Source organism: Pseudomonas sp. B3(2017), assembly GCF_002113595.1.
GTDB lineage: Bacteria > Pseudomonadota > Gammaproteobacteria > Pseudomonadales > Pseudomonadaceae > Aquipseudomonas > Aquipseudomonas ekonensis.
The window spans coordinates 164,769-185,041 of sequence record NZ_NEIU01000011.1; the positions used below are offsets into that span (position 1 = coordinate 164,769).

The 20,273-nt window shown below is 66.4% G+C and carries 18 protein-coding genes and 1 pseudogene; 10 read left to right on the forward strand and 9 right to left on the reverse strand.

Annotated features, from left to right (window positions below):
* Positions 1 to 29 precede the first annotated feature (29 nt).
* Complete coding sequence (locus CAG33_RS17615) at positions 30 to 590, reverse strand: Hsp20/alpha crystallin family protein (RefSeq protein ID WP_085639711.1); 561 nt, start codon at positions 588 to 590, stop codon at positions 30 to 32.
* 196 nt (positions 591 to 786) lie between these two features.
* Between CAG33_RS17615 and CAG33_RS17620 the strand changes: the two genes are divergently transcribed.
* A complete protein-coding gene (locus CAG33_RS17620) occupies positions 787 to 1,500 on the forward strand; it encodes a hypothetical protein (RefSeq protein WP_085639714.1) in 714 nt (237 codons plus the stop codon).
* Here the strand turns inward: CAG33_RS17620 and fnr are convergent.
* Positions 1,475 to 2,206: a fumarate/nitrate reduction transcriptional regulator Fnr gene (gene fnr / locus CAG33_RS17625; protein ID WP_085639716.1), complete on the reverse strand. Its 732-nt coding sequence runs from the start codon at positions 2,204 to 2,206 to the stop codon at positions 1,475 to 1,477. The two genes, CAG33_RS17620 and fnr, sit on opposite strands and share 26 nt — an antisense overlap.
* Before the next feature lie 177 nt (positions 2,207 to 2,383).
* Here fnr and CAG33_RS17630 point away from each other — a divergent pair, with 177 nt between their 5' ends.
* Together CAG33_RS17630 and CAG33_RS17635 are read left to right on the forward strand one after the other, a co-directional pair.
* Positions 2,384 to 2,953, forward strand: coding sequence for a GNAT family N-acetyltransferase (locus tag CAG33_RS17630; protein WP_085583297.1), 570 nt, complete (start codon positions 2,384 to 2,386; stop codon positions 2,951 to 2,953).
* A 114-nt stretch (positions 2,954 to 3,067) separates the two neighbouring features.
* Positions 3,068 to 3,511 (forward strand): annotated as a pseudogene (locus CAG33_RS17635) (erythromycin esterase family protein); the annotation flags it as partial.
* Between the two features lie 35 nt (positions 3,512 to 3,546).
* Here CAG33_RS17635 and CAG33_RS17640 read toward each other — a convergent pair.
* The 4 genes from CAG33_RS17640 to CAG33_RS17655 form a co-directional block, all read right to left on the reverse strand.
* The gene (locus CAG33_RS17640) at positions 3,547 to 4,209 is read right to left on the reverse strand and encodes a phosphoribosyltransferase (protein WP_085639718.1); all 663 of its coding nucleotides are present in this window, start codon (positions 4,207 to 4,209) and stop codon (positions 3,547 to 3,549) included.
* A 65-nt stretch (positions 4,210 to 4,274) separates the two neighbouring features.
* On the reverse strand, positions 4,275 to 4,919 hold the full coding sequence (locus CAG33_RS17645) for a hypothetical protein (protein WP_256576744.1): 645 nt from the start codon (positions 4,917 to 4,919) through the stop codon (positions 4,275 to 4,277).
* 19 nt (positions 4,920 to 4,938) lie between these two features.
* Entirely contained in the window at positions 4,939 to 6,306 is a 1,368-nt protein-coding gene (locus tag CAG33_RS17650; RefSeq protein WP_085639721.1) for an MBL fold metallo-hydrolase RNA specificity domain-containing protein, read from the reverse strand.
* Positions 6,297 to 7,223 carry a universal stress protein gene (locus CAG33_RS17655; protein WP_085639724.1) on the reverse strand — a complete coding sequence of 309 codons (927 nt, stop codon included), beginning with the start codon at positions 7,221 to 7,223 and terminating at the stop codon, positions 6,297 to 6,299. Before CAG33_RS17655 ends, CAG33_RS17650 begins: the two co-directional genes overlap by 10 nt.
* Positions 7,224 to 7,408: 185 nt before the next feature.
* Between CAG33_RS17655 and CAG33_RS17660 the strand changes: the two genes are divergently transcribed.
* The 7 genes from CAG33_RS17660 to CAG33_RS17690 all read left to right on the forward strand — a co-directional run bounded on the left by CAG33_RS17660 (position 7,409) and on the right by CAG33_RS17690 (position 16,390).
* A complete protein-coding gene (locus CAG33_RS17660) occupies positions 7,409 to 7,957 on the forward strand; it encodes a GNAT family N-acetyltransferase (RefSeq protein ID WP_085583227.1) in 549 nt (182 codons plus the stop codon).
* 124 nt (positions 7,958 to 8,081) lie between these two features.
* Positions 8,082 to 9,158, forward strand: a complete 1,077-nt coding sequence (locus CAG33_RS17665; RefSeq protein WP_085639727.1) for an NAD(P)-dependent alcohol dehydrogenase — start codon at positions 8,082 to 8,084, stop codon at positions 9,156 to 9,158.
* An 80-nt stretch (positions 9,159 to 9,238) separates the two neighbouring features.
* Positions 9,239 to 9,466 (forward strand): hypothetical protein, encoded by a 228-nt coding sequence (locus tag CAG33_RS17670; protein ID WP_085583231.1) that lies wholly within the window; start codon positions 9,239 to 9,241, stop codon positions 9,464 to 9,466.
* Positions 9,467 to 9,468: 2 nt separating this feature from the next.
* Complete coding sequence (locus CAG33_RS17675) at positions 9,469 to 10,296, forward strand: helix-turn-helix domain-containing protein (RefSeq protein WP_085583233.1); 828 nt, start codon at positions 9,469 to 9,471, stop codon at positions 10,294 to 10,296.
* Between the two features lie 227 nt (positions 10,297 to 10,523).
* Positions 10,524 to 11,777, forward strand: a complete 1,254-nt coding sequence (mexE, locus tag CAG33_RS17680; protein WP_085583235.1) for a multidrug efflux RND transporter periplasmic adaptor subunit MexE — start codon at positions 10,524 to 10,526, stop codon at positions 11,775 to 11,777.
* 15 nt (positions 11,778 to 11,792) lie between these two features.
* Positions 11,793 to 14,972: an efflux RND transporter permease subunit gene (locus CAG33_RS17685; protein WP_085632432.1), complete on the forward strand. Its 3,180-nt coding sequence runs from the start codon at positions 11,793 to 11,795 to the stop codon at positions 14,970 to 14,972.
* A complete protein-coding gene (locus CAG33_RS17690; protein WP_085583239.1) occupies positions 14,969 to 16,390 on the forward strand; it encodes an efflux transporter outer membrane subunit in 1,422 nt (473 codons plus the stop codon). Before CAG33_RS17685 ends, CAG33_RS17690 begins: the two co-directional genes overlap by 4 nt.
* Before the next feature lie 422 nt (positions 16,391 to 16,812).
* Here CAG33_RS17690 and CAG33_RS17695 read toward each other — a convergent pair whose 3' ends face one another.
* The 3 genes from CAG33_RS17695 to CAG33_RS17705 are packed head-to-tail and all read right to left on the reverse strand — an operon-like array spanning position 16,813 to position 20,102.
* Positions 16,813 to 17,760: an HlyD family secretion protein gene (locus tag CAG33_RS17695; protein ID WP_085639730.1), complete on the reverse strand. Its 948-nt coding sequence runs from the start codon at positions 17,758 to 17,760 to the stop codon at positions 16,813 to 16,815.
* 4 nt (positions 17,761 to 17,764) lie between these two features.
* A complete protein-coding gene (locus CAG33_RS17700) occupies positions 17,765 to 17,965 on the reverse strand; it encodes a DUF1656 domain-containing protein (RefSeq protein WP_085583243.1) in 201 nt (66 codons plus the stop codon).
* On the reverse strand, positions 17,955 to 20,102 hold the full coding sequence (locus CAG33_RS17705; RefSeq protein ID WP_256575727.1) for an FUSC family protein: 2,148 nt from the start codon (positions 20,100 to 20,102) through the stop codon (positions 17,955 to 17,957). Before CAG33_RS17705 ends, CAG33_RS17700 begins: the two co-directional genes overlap by 11 nt.
* Positions 20,103 to 20,273 lie beyond the last annotated feature (171 nt).

Consider the following 20,273-nt stretch of genomic DNA (forward strand, 5'->3'; position numbering starts at 1 on the left):
CCTGCTCCTGGAACGGTATGACGCGCCGGTCATTTGCCGCCTTTGATCGGGATCACTTTTTCCGGATGGATGGCCTCGGCGCGTTTGGGCAGGTGCACCAGCAACACCCCCTTGGCGAACTGGGCATTGATCTTCTCGGCGTCGACTTCGCGGGGCAGTTGGAAGACCCGTTCGAAGCTGCCGTAATGCCGCTCGGACAGGTGGTACTCCTTGCGCTTTTCGTCGACTTCTTCTTGCTTCTCGCCACGGATCACCAGGTTGCCGTTGGCGAGCTTGATTTCGATGTCCTTGTCGTCCACGCCAGGCAATTCGGCGCTGATGCGGTATTCCTCGGCCAGTTCGCTGATGTCCATCGCCGGCATGCCGTGGGAGAACAGGTCTCGCCGCCAGAAGGGTTCGAGATCGAACGGCGTATGGCTGAACGACATGCGCATCGGACGCCGCCCGAAATCATCGAACAGACTGTCGATCTGGCGCCGCAACTGCTGGAACGGCCGCCACAGGTCCGGGGCTTCGACGCCGGGCGGCGACGCTTTGGCTGGCTGGGCGGCAACGGGGGTGACAGGGACTTTTTTGGCTGCTTCGGACATGACGACCTCCTCGTTTGAGTGATGCCTCCCTGGGAGACGCTTCGATCTTGCGCGGCGCTCACCCACCCCGTTTGATCTTTATCAACCTGCGCAACGCTGCGCCCGCCCCGTAACTTGATCGCGATCAAAGTCAGGCCCAGGCATGCGCCTAGGCTGGACGAACCGTGGTCAACCCCCGGCGAGCGGCGAGGTGTCTATGGATCGGGAAGACAGCGGATCCGTCCGCGTGCTGCAGACGTCATCGGGGCCGGGCGTCCAGCAATGTCTGGGCCTGGCGCTTTGCGGCCCGCCCACCGCCGAACCGATGCCGGGGCAGTATTGCTTGCTGGGCGACGGCCGGCAGCGCTGGCCTTGCAGTTATGTGAGCCTGCCGGGCGCGACCGGACGGTTCATCGTGACCGTCCACGCGGCCCGACCGCTGGCGCGGCCGGGTGAGCGGCTGGCCTATTCCGGCCCGCTGGGCAGCGCCTGGCCGCTCCCCTTGCAGAGCACGCGGCTGTTGGCCATCGCCCGGGGCGAAGGGGTGCTGACGCTGCTCGGCGCGCTGGATGAGGTGCGCTGCTGGCTGCCTGCGCTGCAACTGCGGCTGCTGCACGATGGCTTCGCTCCCGGGAAACTGCCCGACGAATGCAAGACGTGGTTCTCGGCGCTGCCTCGCGTGCCGCGCACCAGCAGCAGCGGATGGCTGCAACTGATCCACCTGCTGGACACTTACAGGCCGGACACGGTGTTCTGCTGCGCGCCGTCGCAGGTGGCCCGCCAGGCCGCGCGCCTGTGTTGGCGAAAGGGGGTGTCGCCGCAGCGCATCTGGCTGCGGCCGGATCAGGTGCAGCGCCCCACGTGGGCCGGGCCGGTGCAGCGTTATGACCGGGTGCTGGCGATGCTCAAGTGGGCTCCTCCAGATGGCTGAGGTCGATCAGGCCCTGCTCGTCGACCAACGTCACTTCACGGCCGGCGCAGCGGATGAGCCCGGCCTGGACGAACCGGGTGAAGGCCCGGCTGACGGTTTCCAGGGTCAGGTCGAGGTAGTTGGCGATGTCGCCGCGCGACATGGGCAGGGTGAAGATGTCCGCCCGCAGCCCCCGGGCGTGGTAGCGCGTCGACATGCCCAACAGGAAGATCGACAGCCGTTGGTCGGCCCGTCCGTGGCAGCAGCGCAGGTGGTCGTCCTTGCCCTTGATCCCCAGGCTGAGCATGTGCAGCAGTTGGTAGCGCAGGCCGGGGATGTGGCCGGACAGGTCGACCAATTGATCCAGCCTGATCGAGCAGACCATCGAGATGTCCAGCGCCACGGCGTAGCTGCGGTAATGACTGGCGCCGATGGCGTCCAGCCCGAGCATTTCCCCCGGCAGGACGAAACCGGTGATGCGCTCGTTGCCTTCGGCATCGAGCAGGTAACTCTTGACGGCCCCTGAGCGCAGGGCGAACACGTGCTCCATGGGTTCATCGGCCTTGAACAGGTATTGCCCGCGCTTCAGGGGCCGGTTGCGGCGGACGATCCGCTCCAGCCTGTCCACTTCCTCGGCGCTGAGGCTGGCGGGCAGGCAGAGCCGGCTCAAGGAGCAGGCAAGGCACTTCACATGGGGCCTTGCACCCGTGTCGGAAATGCCTGACATGGCAATGCCTCCGCTTTGATGTGCGGGCGTTCTTTCACATTAGCCCCTCGGGCCCATGTTTCCGGGCATTCCGACCAAGGGTCAGGCCCGGCGCGCGAGGGTTTGACGAAGGTCAAGTCGGTGGGGGAACAGGCACCGAAACTGGCCCTGTTCATTCCGACACACGAGGACATTGCCATGGCTCCCGCCGATACCGGTCTTCAACCTTCCATCCCTGCGTTCCCGACGCCTGCGGGCGAACACTGGATCGAGTCCCTCGACAACGGCACCCACGTGCTGATCAGGCCCCTGCGGGCCGCGGACCGGCAACGGGAAAAGGCTTTCATCGAACGCCTGTCGCCGGAATCCCGGCACTTCCGCTTCCTGTGCCAGTTCAGGGAACCTGGCGAAGCGATGCTCGATCAACTGATGAAGGTCGACCAGGACCGCCAGGCGGCGTTCGTCGCCCTGGCCCATGTGAATGGTGAGCTGCAGGAAGTGGGGATCTCCCGCTACGCCGCCGGTGCCGGCAAGGATGAGTGCGAATGCGCGGTCACGGTGCTCGACAGCTGGCAGCACCACGGCCTCGGCCGCCTGCTGCTCAAGCACCTGACCGACCACGCCAGGGCCAAAGGTTTCCGGCAGATGTATTCGATCGATGCCGCCGCCAATCACCCGATGCGCGATCTGGCCAAGGCCGCCGGATTCACCACGGCCACCGACCCGGACAACCCCAGCCAGGTCATCCACCGCCTCGCGCTGGCCTGAACCCACACCTCGCCCTGGCGCGCTCCGGAGCGCTTGCCCTCCAGGACCGCGCCAGGGCGCATTCGCGCCCCCCCTGAAGGAGGATGCCCCATGATCGGTCCTTCGCAGAAGCTGAAAGGCCAGTTCAACATCGGCCAACTGTGCCGCAACGCCTTCGGCCGCGACGCCGTGCTGATCGGCATGGCCACCGACCGCGGCCAGGTGGCCGCCGCCGATGACTGGGACGGCGACATGCGGATCAAGGACATCCGGCCCGCCCGGCCCGACAGTTGGGAGCACCAGTTCCGCCTGGCCGGCGTGCCCGCCTCGCTCACCGACTGGCGCGACCCGCAGCGCCAGGAGCTGCGCCGGGCCTTGTCCACGACGCTGCTGGAGCGGGCGATCGGGGTGATCTACCGGCCGGACAGCGAACGCCTCAGCCACTATTTCGAAGCCGCGCTGGCCGAGCAGTTCGACGCCTTGGTCTGGTTCGAGCAGACCCGGCCTGTCGCCGCCCTGCCCCTGCCGCAACGGGAACAGATGGAACCCGAGGACGACACCTATCCGTTCGGCGTCTGACGCGACCGCCGGCCGGCCTCAAGGCCGCGAGGGCTTCAGGCCCCGGCCTGCTGCATCAACGCGACGACCTCCTCATCGGAGGTCTGGGGAAAGTCTTCATACCAGTAGCCGACCGAGACCATCCGTTCGGGCACCAACGGGCAGACCACCTCGTCCACCTCGTTGCGCAACGCTTCCAGGGTGTCCGGCGGCGCCACCGGCACCGCGACCACCAGGCGCGCAGGCCCTTGCCGGCGAACGGCCTCGACGGCCGCCAGCATCGAGGCGCCGGTCGCCAGGCCGTCATCGATGAGGATCACCACCTGGTCCTTGAGGTTCAGCGGCGGGCGGCCTGCGCGGTAGGCCTGCTCCCGGCGGGCCAGCTCGCGGGTCTCCCGGTTCAGCACGGCGGCGAACGCGTCCCGGTCGACCTTGAAGGTGCGCAGTGCATCGTCGTTGAGGATCTGCACGCCGCCCCCGGCGATGGCGCCCATGGCGTATTCGGGATGGCCCGGTGCGCCGAGCTTGCGCACCACCAGCACGTCCAGGCGCACCTGGAGGGCGGACGCGACTTCGCAGGCGACGGGCACGCCGCCGCGGGGCAACCCCAGCACGATCACGTCGGGCCTTGCGCCATAGCGGCTCAGCGGCTCGACCAGGCGCCGCCCGGCCTCGCTGCGGTCGAGAAACCGGTTTTTCAACACGGGGATCTGTGACATGGGAACACCTCCTGCGCACCGACGGGAGCGCATCGTTCAACGGACGGTCAGGCGTGCCGAGCCCTTCACGGTTCGTCCGCGCCGGACTCTTCCAGCAGCAGGTCGTACTGCGTCAGGCAACGCCGCTCATCCGCCGGCATCAGGGCCTTGAAGCCGCTGACCTCACGCAGCGGCGTGCCGAACAGCGCCAGGCGCAGCACCCCGTTGCGGTCGAGGAACGTCTGCGCAAGGCAGGTGCACACCGGTTTGCCGACCAGCGCGGTGAGCTGGCCGTCGACGGGGGTCTGCACCTGGGCCTGCAGATTGGCCTCGCAGTTGTCCACGATACGCGCCACCGAGCGGCCTGCCAGCCACAGGGTGCCCCCGCCGACCACCGCCAGCAGCACCAGCACACCCAACGCGATGTTCGACTCCCGGGTGACCGACCGGATGAAGCCAAGCCTGGCCTGCCAGCCGCTGCCCTGCCCGTCGAAGATCGTCCGTGCCACGGTGCGCTTCACCCCACGCTGCACCGCCCAGCCCAGGGCGACGCTCAAGGCCAGCAAGGACAGCAGCACCGCCGGATCCTGCATGGGCAAGCGCCATGTCGGGCTGAGCGCCCGGTAGGCGGCGGCCGCGACAAGCAAGGCGACGATGGCCACGATCCATCCCAGGCTGCCCTTGGGCCGGTGCCTCCAGGCCCGCAGTTTGGCCCTTGCCTGCGTTTCCATGTGAACCTCCCGCGCCCTTCTAGCGCATAGGGTCTAATGAGACGGTTTCCTGATGCTCGGGCACGCAGACCTGCCAACCCAGTTCCAGGCTGATGCGCCGGCGCAGGGTGTCGGCGGCATGCGGCTCGCCATGGATCACATAGGTCTGGCGCGGCGGCCGGGTGAACCCGCGCAGCCACGCCATGATCTCGTCGGCGTCGGCATGGGCCGACAGGGTGTCCATGGCATGCACCTGTGCCCTGATCGGCACGTCTTCGCCCTGCAGCCGCACGCTGCGGGCGCCGGCGACGATATCGGCGCCGCGGGTGCCGCCGGCCTGGAAGCCGGAAAACAGGATGCTGTTGCGCGGATTGGGCGCCAGCGCCTTGAGGTGGTGCAGCACCCGCCCTCCCGTGGCCATGCCGCTGGCGGCGATGATCACCGCCGGTTCGCGCAACTGGTCCAGGTGCCGGGACTCGTCGACCGTGCGCACGATACGCGTGCCCTTGCACATCGCCACGCATTCGTCCGGGGTCAGCCGGTGTTCGTTCCGAAATTGCAGGTACAGGCTGGTGGCATCGGTGGCCATCGGGCTGTTGAGGTACACCGGAACATCAGGTATCAGCCCGTCGCGCTTGAGTTTGTACAGGTAATACATGAGCAACTGGGCACGGCCGACGGCGAACGACGGCACCAGGGTGATGCCGTGGCGCAGGAGCGTCTGGGTGATGACCTGGGCCAGGTACTGCTCGGTCGACTCCGTCGGGTGCCGACGGTCGCCGTAGGTGGACTCGACCAGCAGCACGTCCGCCGCCGACACCGGTTCCGGCGCGCGCATGATCGGATCCTGCGGGCGACCCAGGTCGCCGGAGAACAGCAAAGTCTGGCCGTCGACGCCGAGCTGCACCGTCGCCGCCCCCAGGATGTGCCCGGCCGTGCGCAACAGCAGTTCAATGCCGGGCGCGATCGGGGTGGCCTGATGCAGTTCGACCGGACGGAACAGCGTCAGCGCCCGCTTCGCGTCCTCTTCGGTGTAGAGCGGCCGTGCGGGCGAGTGCTTGGAGTAGCCGTGCCGGTTGGCATGCTCGGCCTGCTCCTCCTGCAGCCGGGCGCTGTCGAGCAAGAGGATCTGCGCCAGGGCGCAGGTCGCCGGGGTGGCGTAGATCGGCCCGCTGTAGCCTTCCCGCGCCAGCACCGGCAAATAGCCGCTGTGGTCGAGGTGGGCATGGGTCAGCACCACCGCATCGAGTTGACGCAGCGCCGGCGGCAACGGTTCCCAGTTGCGCAGGCGCAGTTGCTTGTAGCCCTGGAACAGTCCGCAGTCCACGAGAACCCGGGTGCTGTCGCGGGTCAGCAGGAATTTGCTGCCGGTCACGGTGCCGGTGCCGCCGAGAAAAGTCAGTTGCATGGCCAGGGCTCCCAAATGTCGGTCGCGTGAGGATGAACCGCCAGCACGCTGCAAGGCGGATGGCTGATGATGCGTTCGGTGGTGTCGCCCAGCAGCTTGTCCAGGCCCTTGGGCTGCACGACGCCCATGACCGCCACATCGATGTGCAGCGCCGCGACCTGGTCGCGGATCACCTGCGCAGGGTCGCCTTCGATGAAGTGCCGGCACGCCGGCGCGACGCCTTCCGCGTCCGCCAGGCGGTCGAAGGGTTCTTGCAGGACAACGCGCATTTCATCGATCCACGCCTGGGTGACGTTCATGTCGGAGGCGAAGACCCCGATCAAGTCGTAGGCCGAGAGCAGGTGCAATTGAGCGTCGCATTGCAGCGCCAGGGCCTGGGCGGCCCGCACCAGTGCGCGGTTGAAGCGCGCCTGGGCATCCGGCGCATCGACCGCCGACGTGTCCACGGCCACCAGGATGCGCTGCGGCAGCGACACCGCGCCCGCCGGCACAAGGTGCGTGAGCCCCTTGAGGCCGCGCATCAGCGCGCAGTCCAGCGGCGTGCTGAACAGCCGCGCCAGGGCCGACGCCCCTTCGCTGTCCTTGATGACCATGTCGGGCTGCAGTTCGCCGATGTAATCGATGGCCTGGCCGCGCAGATCCTCCGCCCGCAGGCTGTCGACCGTCAGTGCGCAACCGCTGCCGCGGTGCCGTTCGACCAGGCTGGCCAGCCGTGCACGGTAATCCTCGAACTGGCGCTGGATCTCGGTCTCGTTCAGGCGCTCCTCGCTGAGCAGGTGCGCCTCGGACGGTTCGAACAGCCCGAGCACGTGCACCCCGGCACCGCTGGCATGCGCCAGGGCCAGAGCCCTGCGCAACGCGGCCGAATGCGGATCCACCTCGGTGAGCAGCACCAGCAGTTGTCGATATTGACCCATGGCGGACCTCCGGGCCTGCGCGGCAGGCGTGTCGATGCCTGCGATTGTCGGAACCCGGTCGTGCGTCGGCTTGACGAAGATCAGAAAATGGCCACCTGCGCCGCAACTTGACGATTGTCAGAAACGGGCCGCTGCGCCACGGTACAACGGCTTCACCCCTATCGGGCCGAGGGCCGGGAGGCGACATGGCGAGGCAGCGGATTGAACAGCCAGAGGCTGGCGAACACTGGGTGGAACAACTGGCGGACGGCGCGACCGTGCTCATCCGCCCGCTGCGGGAGGAAGACCGCGAGCGGGACAAGCGCTTTCGCAGCACCCTCGCCTACGAATCCCGGCGCTTCCGTTTCATGACCGGGCTCAGCGGCGGCCTGGCGGGGCTGGAGATGCAGCGCACGGCGCACGACCTTCCGCCCGGCCTGGCCTACGTAGCGCTGGCCCATGCCGATGGCCAGCTCCGGCAGGTCGGCGTCTGCCGTTGCGCCGCCATCCCCGGTGGCCGCCATTGCGAATGCGCGGTCGCGGTCAGCGAAGACTGGCAACGCAAGGGGCTGGGCCGTCTCCTGCTGCAACGCCTGGTCGCGGCGGCGCAACGCAACGGCTTCGAATGCATGGTCTCGATGGATCTGGCGAACAACTACGCCATGCACCATCTGGCCAAGGCGCTGGGGTTCACGTCCCGCTACGTACGGGGCGACGTCAGCGAAATTTTCCACGAACTCGATCTGCGCCCCTGAAACACCGGGCTGACGAGCGGCACGTCACGGCAGCGCGCAAATTTGACGCGGATCAAAGATCGGGGGCATCGACGGCGCACAGTAGCCCCACATCACGCCCGATCACCGTCCCCGGAGGCGAGCCATGGCACAGAAGATGAAAGCGGCAGTCTTCGTCGAGAGGCACCGCATCGTACTGGAGGAAAAGTCCGTCCCTGACATCGGCCCGCTGGATGCCTTGGTGCGCATCACCACCACGACCCTTTGCGGCACCGATGTGCACATCCTGCGGGGCGAATACCCGGTGGCCAAGGGCCTGACCGTGGGGCACGAGCCGGTGGGCGTCATCGAAAAGCTGGGTTCGCAGGTGCAAGGCTTCCATGAAGGGCAACGGGTAATCGCCGGCGCCATCACGCCCAGCGGCCACAGCAACGCCTGCCTGTGCGGGTGCGCGTCCCAGGACGGTGCCGGCACGCCGCACGGTTTCAAGGCCATCGGCGGCTGGAAGTTCGGCAACATCATCGACGGCTGTCAGGCCGAGTACGTCCGCGTTCCGGACGCCATGGCCAACCTCTGCGCGATCCCCGACCACCTGAGCGACGAGCAGGTGCTGATGTGCCCCGACATCATGTCCACCGGATTCTCCGGCGCAGAACGGGGCGGCGTGACCGTCGGCGACACGGTGGCCGTGTTCGCCCTGGGGCCCATCGGCCTGTGCGCCGTCGCCGGTGCCCGGCTGCTCGGCGCCACCACTGTCATCGGCGTCGATACGGTGGCCGCGCGTATGAGTGTGGCCCGCCGGCTCGGCGCCGATCATGTGATCGACTTCCGGCAAGGCGACGTGGTCGATCAGGTCATGGCCCTGACCCACGGCCGCGGCGTGGATGTGGCCATCGAGGCCCTGGGCACCCAAGGCACCTTCGAATCGGCCCTGCGCGTGCTGCGACCCGGCGGCACCCTGTCCAGCCTCGGCGTGTACAGCGCCGACCTGCGCATCCCCCTGGGCGCCTTCGCCGCGGGCCTGGGCGACTACCGCATCGTCACCACCCTGTGCCCCGGCGGCAAGGAACGCATGCGCAGGCTGATGGAGGTGGTCGCCAGCGGCCGGGTCGACGTGTCGCCCCTGGTCACCCACCGTTTCCGGCTCGATGACATCGAAGCCGCCTACGAACTGTTCGCCAACCAGCGCGACGGCGTGATGAAGGTGGCGATCACACCCTGACCTGTCCCGCCGGCGGCAGGGATGCCCTCGCTTTGCACCGCTTTGCAGTTGTCATGCTCATGCACGCTCAGGAGGCTCCCATGAAGGTCTACGTCGAAAAGAACACCGAACAGAACGGCTGGTGGGTCCGCCTGGACGACTGGCGGGTACGCTTCAACACCGCCGCCGAGGCCGAATCGTTCGTCGAACGCCTGACTGCCCGGCTCGATGCGCCGCATAGCCGGGACATGCTGGCCGGCGGATCACCGCTGGCCGACGCGGCGAACACCTCGCTGCCGGCAGCCCTGCGATGCGTGCAGGAGGCCTGACCATGACCCGCCAAACGACCGCCGCCCGGCTTGTCCACCCCGTACCGGATCACGGCGCTGCACCGATCCGTCTGCAACCCTTGCCCCCTGCCTGCGCAGCCTGCCGGGTCAGCGGCCTGTGCCTGCCGACCGGACTGCCGGTGGACGACAGCCAATGCCTCGGCGCGCTGATCGGCCCGCGCATCCGTATCCACAAGGGCGCCCCGCTGTTCAACGCCAATGACCCGCTGACCACCCTGTACGCCGTGCGCTGCGGCAGCTTCAAGACGAACCTGAACAACGCCGAAGGCCAGGGCGTGGTGATCAATTTCTGGATGCCCGGCGACGTGCTGGGGCTCGATGCCATCGCCACCGAACACCATGTGTGCGACGCCATCGCACTGGAAGACAGCGAGGTCTGTCCGATCCCCTATCGCCGGTTGCAGGCCCTGGCCCGCGACTTCCCGGTCCTGCAGCAAAGCCTGAACCGCCTGATGAGCCGGGAAATCGTGCGCGAGCACGAGCGGGTGCTGATGCTCTGCAACCTCACCGCCGAAGAGCGTCTGGCCAATTTCCTGATCGACCTGTCGCGCTGCTTCGTGGATCGCGGCTACTCGGCCCAGAGCTTCATCCTGCGCATGTCCCGCGAGGACATGGCGTCGTACCTGGGGCTGCGCCTGGAAACTGTGTGCCGTTCTGTCGCCCGCCTGCGTGCCCAGGGCATCGTCAACCTGCAGGGCCGGCTCGTGGAAATCCTCGACATGACCGCGCTGCGGGCGCTCGAACAGGGCGTGGGCGACATTGACCGCAAAAGCGGCCCCAAACACCCCGACCACCTGCCCCCCGGATAGGCTCTCGCACGGCAGGGGCACCGGACGGTTGCCCCCCCGTTGCGCGCCACGCAAGACTGTATTGCCGCCGGAACGATTGATAGCCACCTAACGAAAGGCGCATGCTAGAGGGCTTGCGCGCTGCTTATATCATTCCGAATGATAGTTACCTTCGCGCCATTCGATTCGTTTGCCATTACCCTGCCGATCATCATCCGCCCATCTTCAATACTTTGGCGGATGTATCCATGGAACAATCACTCAAACATTTGCGCTTCCCCTTGGCCCTCCTGGCCGTGCTCGTGATGAGCGCCTGCGGCAAGGCGCCGCAGACCGCCGCCAACATGCCGGCCGCCAAGGTCAGCGTGGCCAAGGTGCTGGAGCAGCCGGTCAACGAGTGGGACGAGTTCACGGGGCGCCTGGAGGCGCCGGAAACCGTCGAAATCCGTCCGCGGGTCTCCGGCCAGATCGACGAAGTCGCCTTCACCGAAGGCGCGCTGGTCAAGAAAGGCGACTTGCTGTTCCAGATCGACCCTCGCCCGTTCCAGGCCGAAGTGCGCCGCCTCGAAGCCCTGGTCGCCCAGGCCCGCGCCAACGCCACCCGCAGCGAAAACGAAGCCGTGCGCGGCGAACGCCTGCGTACCAGCAACGCCATTTCCGCTGAACTGGCCGACTCGCGCACCAGCGCCGCCCAGGAAGCCCGCGCCGCCGTCGGTGCCCTGCAGGCGCAACTGGACCTGGCCAAGCTGAACCTGAGCTTCACCCGCGTCACCGCACCGATCAGCGGCCGCGTCAGCCGTGCCGAAATCACCGCCGGCAACCTGGTGACCGCCGACACCACGGCGCTGACCAGCGTGGTCTCCACCGACAAGGTCTACGCCTACTTCGACGCCGACGAGCGCGTGTTCCTCAAGTACACCCAGCTCGCCCGCCAGGGCCAGCGCGGCGCCACCACGCCGGTGTACATGGGCCTGTCCAACGAAGACGGCAACCCGCACCTGGGCCAGATGAACTTCGTCGACAACCAGGTCAACCCCAAGACCGGCACCATCCGCGGCCGGGCGGTGTTCGACAATACCGACGGCACCTACACCCCCGGCCTGTACGCCCGCCTGAAGCTGGTCGGCAGCGGCACCTACAACGCCATGCTGATCAACGACGAAGCGGTCGGCACCGACCTTGGCAAGAAGTTCGTGCTGGTGATGGATGCGGACAACAAGACCGCCTACCGCCCCGTCGAACTGGGGCCGAAGATCGAAGGCCTGCGCATCGTGCGCAACGGCCTGAACAAGGACGACACGATCATCGTCAAGGGGCTGCAACGGGTGCGTCCGGGTTCGCCGGTCTCCCCTGAAGTGGTTCCGATGGCCAGCGAGCAGACCCTCGCGGCCCTCGCTCAACAACGACAAGCGCTGGAAGCCAGCAACCTGCCCAAAGTCGCACCCGCCAAGGGCGCGCAGGGTTCGGTTGTGAAACTGGCTGCTGCGACCCCACGCGGTTAAGGGACAACAACTCCGATGAATTTCTCCAGATTCTTCATTTCACGGCCGATCTTCGCAGCGGTGCTGTCGCTGCTGATCCTGATCGCCGGTGCGATCTCGCTGTTCCAGCTGCCGATCAGCGAATACCCGGAAGTCGTGCCGCCGACCGTGGTGGTGCGGGCCAACTTCCCGGGCGCCAACCCCAAAGTCATCGGCGAGACCGTGGCCGCTCCGCTGGAGCAGGCCATCACCGGCGTCGAGAACATGCTGTACATGTCCTCGCAGTCCACCGCCGACGGCAAGATCACCCTGACCATCACCTTCGCCCTGGGCACCGACCTGGACAACGCGCAGGTGCAGGTGCAGAACCGGGTGACCCGCACCGAGCCCAAGCTTCCCGAGGAAGTGACGCGCATCGGCATCACCGTCGACAAGGCCTCGCCCGACCTGACAATGGTTGTGCACTTGACCTCGCCGGACAAGCGCTACGACATGCTCTATCTGTCCAACTACGCGATCCTGAACATCAAGGACGAACTCGCCCGCCTGGGCGGCGTCGGCGACGTGCAGCTGTTCGGCATGGGCGACTACTCCCTGCGGGTGTGGCTGGATCCGAACAAGACCGCTTCGCGCAACCTGACCGCCACCGACGTGGTGACGGCCATCCGTGAGCAGAACCGCCAGGTGGCCGCCGGCCAACTGGGCGCGCCGCCCGCGCCGAACGCGCAAAGCTTCCAGCTGTCGATCAACACCCAGGGCCGTCTGGTCTCTGAGGAAGAGTTCGAGAACATCATCATCCGCGCCGGCGAAAACGGCGAGATCACCCGCCTCAAGGACATCGCCCGCGTCGAGCTGGGCTCCAGCCAGTACGCCCTGCGCTCGCTGCTGAACAACCAGCCGGCGGTGGCGATCCCGATCTTCCAGCGTCCGGGCTCCAACGCCATCGAGATCTCCAACGAGGTGCGGGCGAAGATGGAAGAGCTGAAGAAAGGCTTCCCGCAAGGCATGGACTACAGCATCGTCTATGACCCGACGATCTTCGTGCGCGGCTCCATCGAAGCGGTGGTTCACACCCTGTTCGAAGCGCTGATCCTCGTGGTGCTGGTGGTGATCCTGTTCCTGCAGACCTGGCGCGCCTCGATCATCCCGTTGGTGGCGGTGCCGGTGTCGCTGATCGGTACGTTCGCCGTGATGCACCTGTTCGGCTTCTCGCTCAACGCCCTGTCGCTGTTCGGCCTGGTGCTGGCCATCGGTATCGTGGTGGACGACGCCATCGTGGTGGTGGAGAACGTCGAACGTAACATCGAACTGGGGCTCAACCCGTTCGAGGCGACCCAACGCGCCATGGGCGAAGTGACCGGCCCGATCATCGCCACCGCGCTGGTGCTGTGCGCCGTGTTCGTACCGGCGGCGTTCATCTCCGGCCTCACCGGTCAGTTCTACAAGCAGTTCGCCCTGACCATCGCGATCTCCACCGTGATCTCGGCGTTCAACTCGCTGACCCTGTCGCCGGCGCTGGCTGCCGTGCTGCTCAAGGGCCACGACGCGCCGAAGGACCGCTTCTCGCGCATCCTCGACAAGCTGCTGGGCGGCTGGCTGTTCCGTCCGTTCAACCGCTTCTTCGTGCGGGCCAGCCATGGCTACGTGGGTACCGTGCGCCGGGTCATCCGCAGCAGCGGCATCGCCCTGCTGCTCTACGCCGGCCTGATGGTGCTGACCTTCTTCGGTTTCTCCAGCACGCCGACCGGTTTCGTGCCCGGCCAGGACAAGCAGTACCTGGTGGCCTTCGCCCAACTGCCGGACGCCGCCAGCCTGGACCGCACCGAAGACGTGATCAAGCGCATGTCCGACCTGGCCCTGAAACAGCCGGGCGTGGAAAGCGCCGTGGCCTTCCCGGGCCTGTCGATCAACGGTTTCACCAACAGCCCGAACGCCGGCATCGTGTTCGTGACCCTCAAACCGTTCGACGAGCGTAAGGATCCGAGCATGTCCGCCGGCGCCATCGCCGGGGCCCTGAACGGCCAGTACGCGGGGATCCAGGAAGCCTACATGGCGATCTTCCCGCCGCCACCGGTACAGGGACTGGGCACCATCGGCGGTTTCCGCCTGCAGATCGAAGACCGGGGCAACCTGGGCTACGAAGAGCTGTACAAGGAAACCATGAACATCATCGCCAAGAGCCACAACGTGCCGGAGCTGGCCAACCTGTTCACCAGCTACACCGTGAACGTGCCGCAGGTCGATGCCGCCATCGACCGCGAGAAGGCCAAGACCCACGGCGTAGCCGTCAGCGACATCTTCGACACCCTGCAGATCTACCTGGGTTCGCTGTATGCCAACGACTTCAACCGCTTCGGGCGCACCTATCAGGTCAACGTTCAGGCCGAGCAGCAGTTCCGCCTCGAATCCGACCAGATCGGCCAGCTCAAGGTACGCAACAACAAGGGCGAAATGATCCCGCTGGCGACCTTCATCAAGGTCAGCGACACCTCGGGGCCGGACCGCGTGATGCACTACAACGGCTTCATCACCGCTGAAATCAACGGCGCGGCAGCCCCGGGCTACAGCTCCGGCCAGGCCCAGGCCGCCATCGAGAAGCTGCTCAAGGACGAACTGCCCAACGGCATGACCTACGAGTGGACCGACCTGACCTACCAGCAGATCCTGGCCGGCAACACCGCGCTGTTCGTGTTCCCGCTCTGCGTATTGCTGGCGTTCCTGGTGCTCGCGGCGCAGTACGAAAGCTGGAGCCTGCCGCTGGCGGTGATCCTGATCGTACCGATGACCTTGCTGTCGGCCATCACCGGTGTCATCGCCTCCGGCGGCGACAACAACATCTTCACCCAGATCGGCCTGATCGTACTGGTGGGCCTGGCGTGCAAGAACGCGATCCTGATCGTCGAGTTCGCCAAGGACAAGCAGCAGGAAGGCCTCGATCCGCTGGCTGCGGTGCTGGAAGCGTGCCGTCTGCGTCTGCGGCCGATCCTGATGACCTCCTTCGCGTTCATCATGGGTGTGGTGCCGCTGGTGATCTCCACCGGCGCCGGCGCCGAGATGCGTCACGCCATGGGTGTGGCGGTGTTCTCCGGGATGCTCGGGGTGACCTTCTTCGGTCTGCTGCTGACGCCGGTCTTCTATGTACTGATCCGCAACTTCGTGGAGCGCGGTGAAGCCCGCAAAGCGGCCAAAGCCCTGCAATTGGAGGCGCAACAATGAGTCTGAAAGTCTTCCTGCCGAGTCTGCTGGTGCTGGCCTTGAGTGCCTGCGCCGTCGGCCCCGACTACAAGACCCCAGCCACGGAGGCGGCCAACATCACGGCCGCCACCGATGGCGCCGCCGGCCAGAAGAACTTCGACCGTTCGAAGTTCGAAGGCATCTGGTGGCAGCAGTTCGACGACCCGACCCTCAACCAGTTGGTGACCCAGTCGCTGCAAGGCAACCGCCAGCTGCGCGTAGCGTTCGCCCGCTGGAAGGCTGCCCGGGCGATCCGCGACGACGTCAGCAACGACGCCATGCCGACCATCACCAGCCGCGCCAGCAGCGACCTGGCCAAGGGACAGATTCCCGGCCAGACCACCCGCCGGGTCAACAGCGAGCGCTATGACCTGGGGCTGGACATGGCCTGGGAAGTGGACCTGTTCGGCCGCATCCAGCGCAACCTGGAAGCCAGCGAGGCCGACCAGCAGGCGGCCGAAGCCGACCTGTACCAGTTGCAGGTGACCATGATCGCCGAACTGGTGGACGCCTACGGCCAACTGCGCGGCGCGCAACTGCGCGAGAAGATCGCGCTGGCCAACCTGGAGAACCAGCAGGAGTCGCGCAAGATCACCATCAGCCTGCGCGATGCCGGCGTGGGCGATCAGCTCGACGTGGAACGCGCCGATGCCCGCCTCGCCTCCGTGGAAGCCAGCGTGCCGCAACTGCAGGCCGAGCAGGTTCGCCAGAAGAACCGCATCGCCACGCTGTTGGGCGAGCGTCCGGACAAGCTGACCGTCGACCTGAGCCCCAAAGACCTGCCGGCGATCGCCAAGGCGCTGCCGATCGGCGATCCGGGCGAACTGCTGCAACGCCGTCCGGACATCCTCAGCGCCGAACGCAAACTGGCATCCGCCACGGCGCGCATCGGTGTGGCCAAGGCCGACCTGTTCCCTCGGGTCAGCCTCAGCGGTTTCCTCGGCTGGACGGCCGGGCGCGGCTCGCAGATCGGCTCATCGGCGGCCAACGCCTGGGCGCTCGGCCCGAGCATCACCTGGGCAGCGTTTGACCTGGGCAGCGTGCGGGCCCGCCTGCGCGGCGCCGATGCCGACGCCGAAGGCGCCCTGGCGACCTACGAGCAGCAAGTGCTGCTGGCCCTCGAGGAATCGGAGAACGCCTTCAGCGACTACGGCAAGCGCCAACAGCGCCTGATCTCGCTGATCCGTCAAAGCGAGTCGAGCCGCAAGGCCGCCGACCTCGCCGAGATCCGCTACCGCGAAGGCACCGCCGATTTCCTGGTGCTGCTCGACGCCCAGCGTGAGCGCCTGGCCGCCGAAGACAGCCAGGCCCAGGCCGAAGTCGACCTGTACCGCGGCATCGTCGCGATCTACAAGGCCCTGGGTGGCGGCTGGCAGCCGGAGACCGTCGCCAGCAAGTAATTCCGTTTTTTTAAAGAGCTCCTTTGGTTGGCCGCAACCAACCAATTCTTTGCCCCGCGTATCATTCGGTCGCGGGGCTTTTTTGTTTCTGAGGGTTCGGTTTTGGGTGATGCCCTTTGCGGCGCCAGGTCAGCCTGCGGTGTCGTTTGGACGGACCTCATCGCTGGCAAGCCAGCTCCCACAGGGGGCCGTGGGTACATGCAGAAACTGCGGCTACCGCAATAACTGTGGGAGCCGGCTTGCCGGCGATGGCGGTGGATCAGGCAATACAGATATCAGCAGTGCCGGCCTCATCGCTTGCAGGCAAGCTCCTACAGTTTTTGTGGTGTGCCTGGATATTGCGGCCACCGATGATCCCCTGTGGGAGCCAGCCTGCTGGCGATGGCGGTGGATCAGACAGCGGCAATGCCGTCTCACCAAGTTCACTTGTGCTCCAGCACCGTCACCGTCGCAGTCGTCCCCGCCCGCAGCCGATCCTTGCCGGCATAGCCACCATCGATCGCAATCCGCACCGGCACCCGCTGCGCCAGCTTCACCCAGGTGTAACTGGGGTTGATGTTGGCCAGCAGCCGGCTGCCCGGTGCGTTCTCACGGTCGGCGATGGCAAAGGCGATGCTCTGCACGGTGCCCTCGAACCGCTCACCGCTCATCAACTCGACCCGTACCCGGTCGCCCTCGCTGATCCTGGGCAGTTTGGTTTCCTCGAAATAGCCGCTGACATAGAACGATTCGCTGTCCACCAACGCGACCAGTGCGCCGCCCGTCACGGCATAGTCGCCTTCGCGGGTCAGCAGGTTGGTGACGTAACCGCTGACCGGCGCCTCCACCCGGGTGCGCTGCAGATCCAGCTCCGCCTGGGTCAGCGCCGCCACCGCCAGTTGCACATTGGCCTCGGCCAGGCCGAGATTGGCCTGGTTGCGCAACAGGTCGGCCTGGGCGACGGCCACTTCGGTGCTGGACTTCTCCCATTCCTCCCCCGAGATGGCGAAGCCTTGCTTGAGGGTGCGCCGTCGCCGCTCTTCGCTTTCGCGCTGCTTGAGCAGCGCCCCGCTGGCGACGATGGCCGCCTGGGACTGCCCCAGCGCTGCCTTGGCCACCTCCACCGAGCGCCGGGCATGCTCCACCGCCAGGCTGTAGCGTGCCGGGTCGATCTCCAGCAGCAGTTGACCCTTCTGCACATGCTGGTTGTCCTGCACGGCCAATTTGACGATGCGGCCCGACACGTCCGCCGACAGCGTCACCACATCCGCCCTCACCCTCGCGTCACGGGTCCACGGGGCGCGGGTGTAATGCTCCCAGGCGAACCAGCCGAGCACGATGGCCAGCGCCACCACCGCCAATGTCGTCAATCGGGCAAGCAATGTCTTCAAGGCCTCAGGCTCCCATCAGCAGAATCAACGTCGCGCAGACGCAGGCGTACAGCGCACCCTCGAACAGCGCCTCGTGCCAGACCCGACGCAGCACGCCCAGCCGGCGCAGCACCCGGTCCAACAGGAGAAAGACAGGGATGGCCAGCAACAGCGCCTGGGCAATCGGCGGCAGGTAGACCCCGCCTATCTCGAAATCAATGGGCAAGGGCCGGCTCTCCTTCAGGGACAGGGTGTTGCAGGCGCTCACCGTGCCGTTCCAGGAACGAGACGACGATCAACAGCGCCACGCGCATGCGAAACACCGACCACACGTGTTCATGGCTGGCGACATGCAGGTCGTCGAGACCGTCGCCCAACGCGTGCAGTTCGACCAGCAACGGCTTGAGCTGCACATCCGGGCGGCCCACGACAAATCGCCCGGCTTGCCGCACCGCCGCCGTCAAACGACGGCTGAAGGTTTCCGACAGCAACGTATTGCCCTGCGCCTGCTGCCTGAGCTGATGCATCGCCACCCCCGCCGCCACGCAGGCCAGGCTGGTTTCGTACAACGCCTGCATGGCCCGGTCATTGGCCGCCGGCAGCAGCCCCAGCATCGTGGTCAACCGATCCACCATGCGGCTTTCGAACTCAAATTGTTGTTCGTCGGTGGCCGCCCCCTTCGTCAGGGCATAGACCTGCTCCCGCGCCTCGTTGTAGAAGCGACGAATCCGCAGCACCGGCCGGAACGGAAAGATCCAGGCATAGACCATGAGTGCGAGCATGGCCGCACTGACGTAGGCGCCGGCGAATTCGAACCATTGGATGGCCGAGTTCTGCCCGGTCCCGACGTTCTGCGGGCCGAGCATCAGGAAGCTCGACAGCCCCAGCCCCATGCCGATGCCGGCCGTCGCCGGGCTGGCGAGGCCGACCGCGATCACATAGAGCAACGGCGCCAGCAGCAACGCCAGCGGTTCGAAATCGCTGACCGCCGGCACCAGCATGAATTGGTAGAACGCCGACACCACCAGGGCCAGGCCCAACCCGCGGGCATAGCTCTGCGCGGCGATCAGAGGGCGCGGAAAGGTCGCCATCAGCGAACACAGGATCCCCACCAGAATCATTCCGCCGCGGGCACCGTCCCAGGCCGTCTCGATCCAGATCAGCCCCGCGATCATCAAGGCGCTGAAGGCCCGGATGGCGTTCATCGTGGCCAGCGTGAAATCCAGGTGCAGGGGGTTGGCCTGACCGCGGAACACGCAACTGGCCTCCCTTCCCTCCTGGATCGCGTCGCTCAGTTCCAGGATCTGTTCCAGTTGCTGCAACAGGCGCGCCTGTTCCCAGCGCAACGCCCAGGCCAGCGAACGCAGGGTCGCGCTCATGTCTTCGGTCAGTTGCTCGGCCTTATAGGCCAGTTCGTCGAACTGCTGTTGCAGGGTCACGAAGTGGTGACGCGCCTGGGCCGGCAGCGCACGCCCCTGCTGCGCCAGTTGGTCGAGAAAGGCCAGTTCCTCGGCGCGCAGACGCTGGATATCCGGCGGCAGTTCCCCCTCCCAGCGCGCCGTGAGCAATTCGCGCTGGTGACGTAACGCGGTCAGGCGTGAGGTCAGCAGCATCAGTTGGTTGCCGAGCAGCAGCACCAGACCGTCCGCGCTGCGCAGTCTCGGGGCATCGAAATAGAGGTGGCGGCGCAACCCTTCCAGGGCACTGATCTCCCCCAGCAGGCGCATCTGCCGCTGCTGGAAGGCGGCCTCGTCCTCTTCGGTGCGCAGCACCGCCGCCGAATGCAGGGCCGCAAGCTTGATGACCTGATCGACCTTGTCGAAATAGCCCCGGGTGACCGCCTCGGGACGGGCCGTCAACAGGCTGACCACGCAGACGCAGGCCACCGCCAGCAAGGTTTCGGTGACGCGGGTGACCGCCAGCAGAAAGGTGCCGTCCTGATCCGGAATCGCCAGCAAGGCCACCACCACGGCGGTGTATCCGCTGAGCACGAAGGCCTGTGAACTGGTGTAGCGCAGCAGCGTACCGCCGGCGGTGCACAGGGCCAGCCACAGCGCCAGGGTGGCGATGAACGGCAAGGGCGCCTGGGGGAAGATCGCCATGATCAGCACCGCCACCACCGCGCCGAGCGTCGTGCCGATGACCTGGCCGAAGCTGCGGGCCAGGGCCATGCCGGCCAACGGCTGGCTGATGATGACCACCGCCATGATCGACCACTTGGGCTGGTCCAGATCGAACAGGAACGCCAGGTACAGCGTCAGCAGCCCGGCGGCGACGGTACGCAGGCCGAACAGCAGCACCGCCCGACCGGGATGGAGCACCGAATTGAAGTAATTGACCAAGGCTTGCATGGACACGCTCATCCAGACGACTCCTGTAAGCGTAGACACTGCATCGAAGGCTCGACAGGTAACGTGGTCGACGCAGTCTGTAGGCCGATTCGTGCGAAGTGAAATGCCGATCCGTCGGCATAAACGGCCACAGGGTTTGACTCATGGCGCGCACTGACCGAAGCTTGCCCCTCGCCCGTCTCC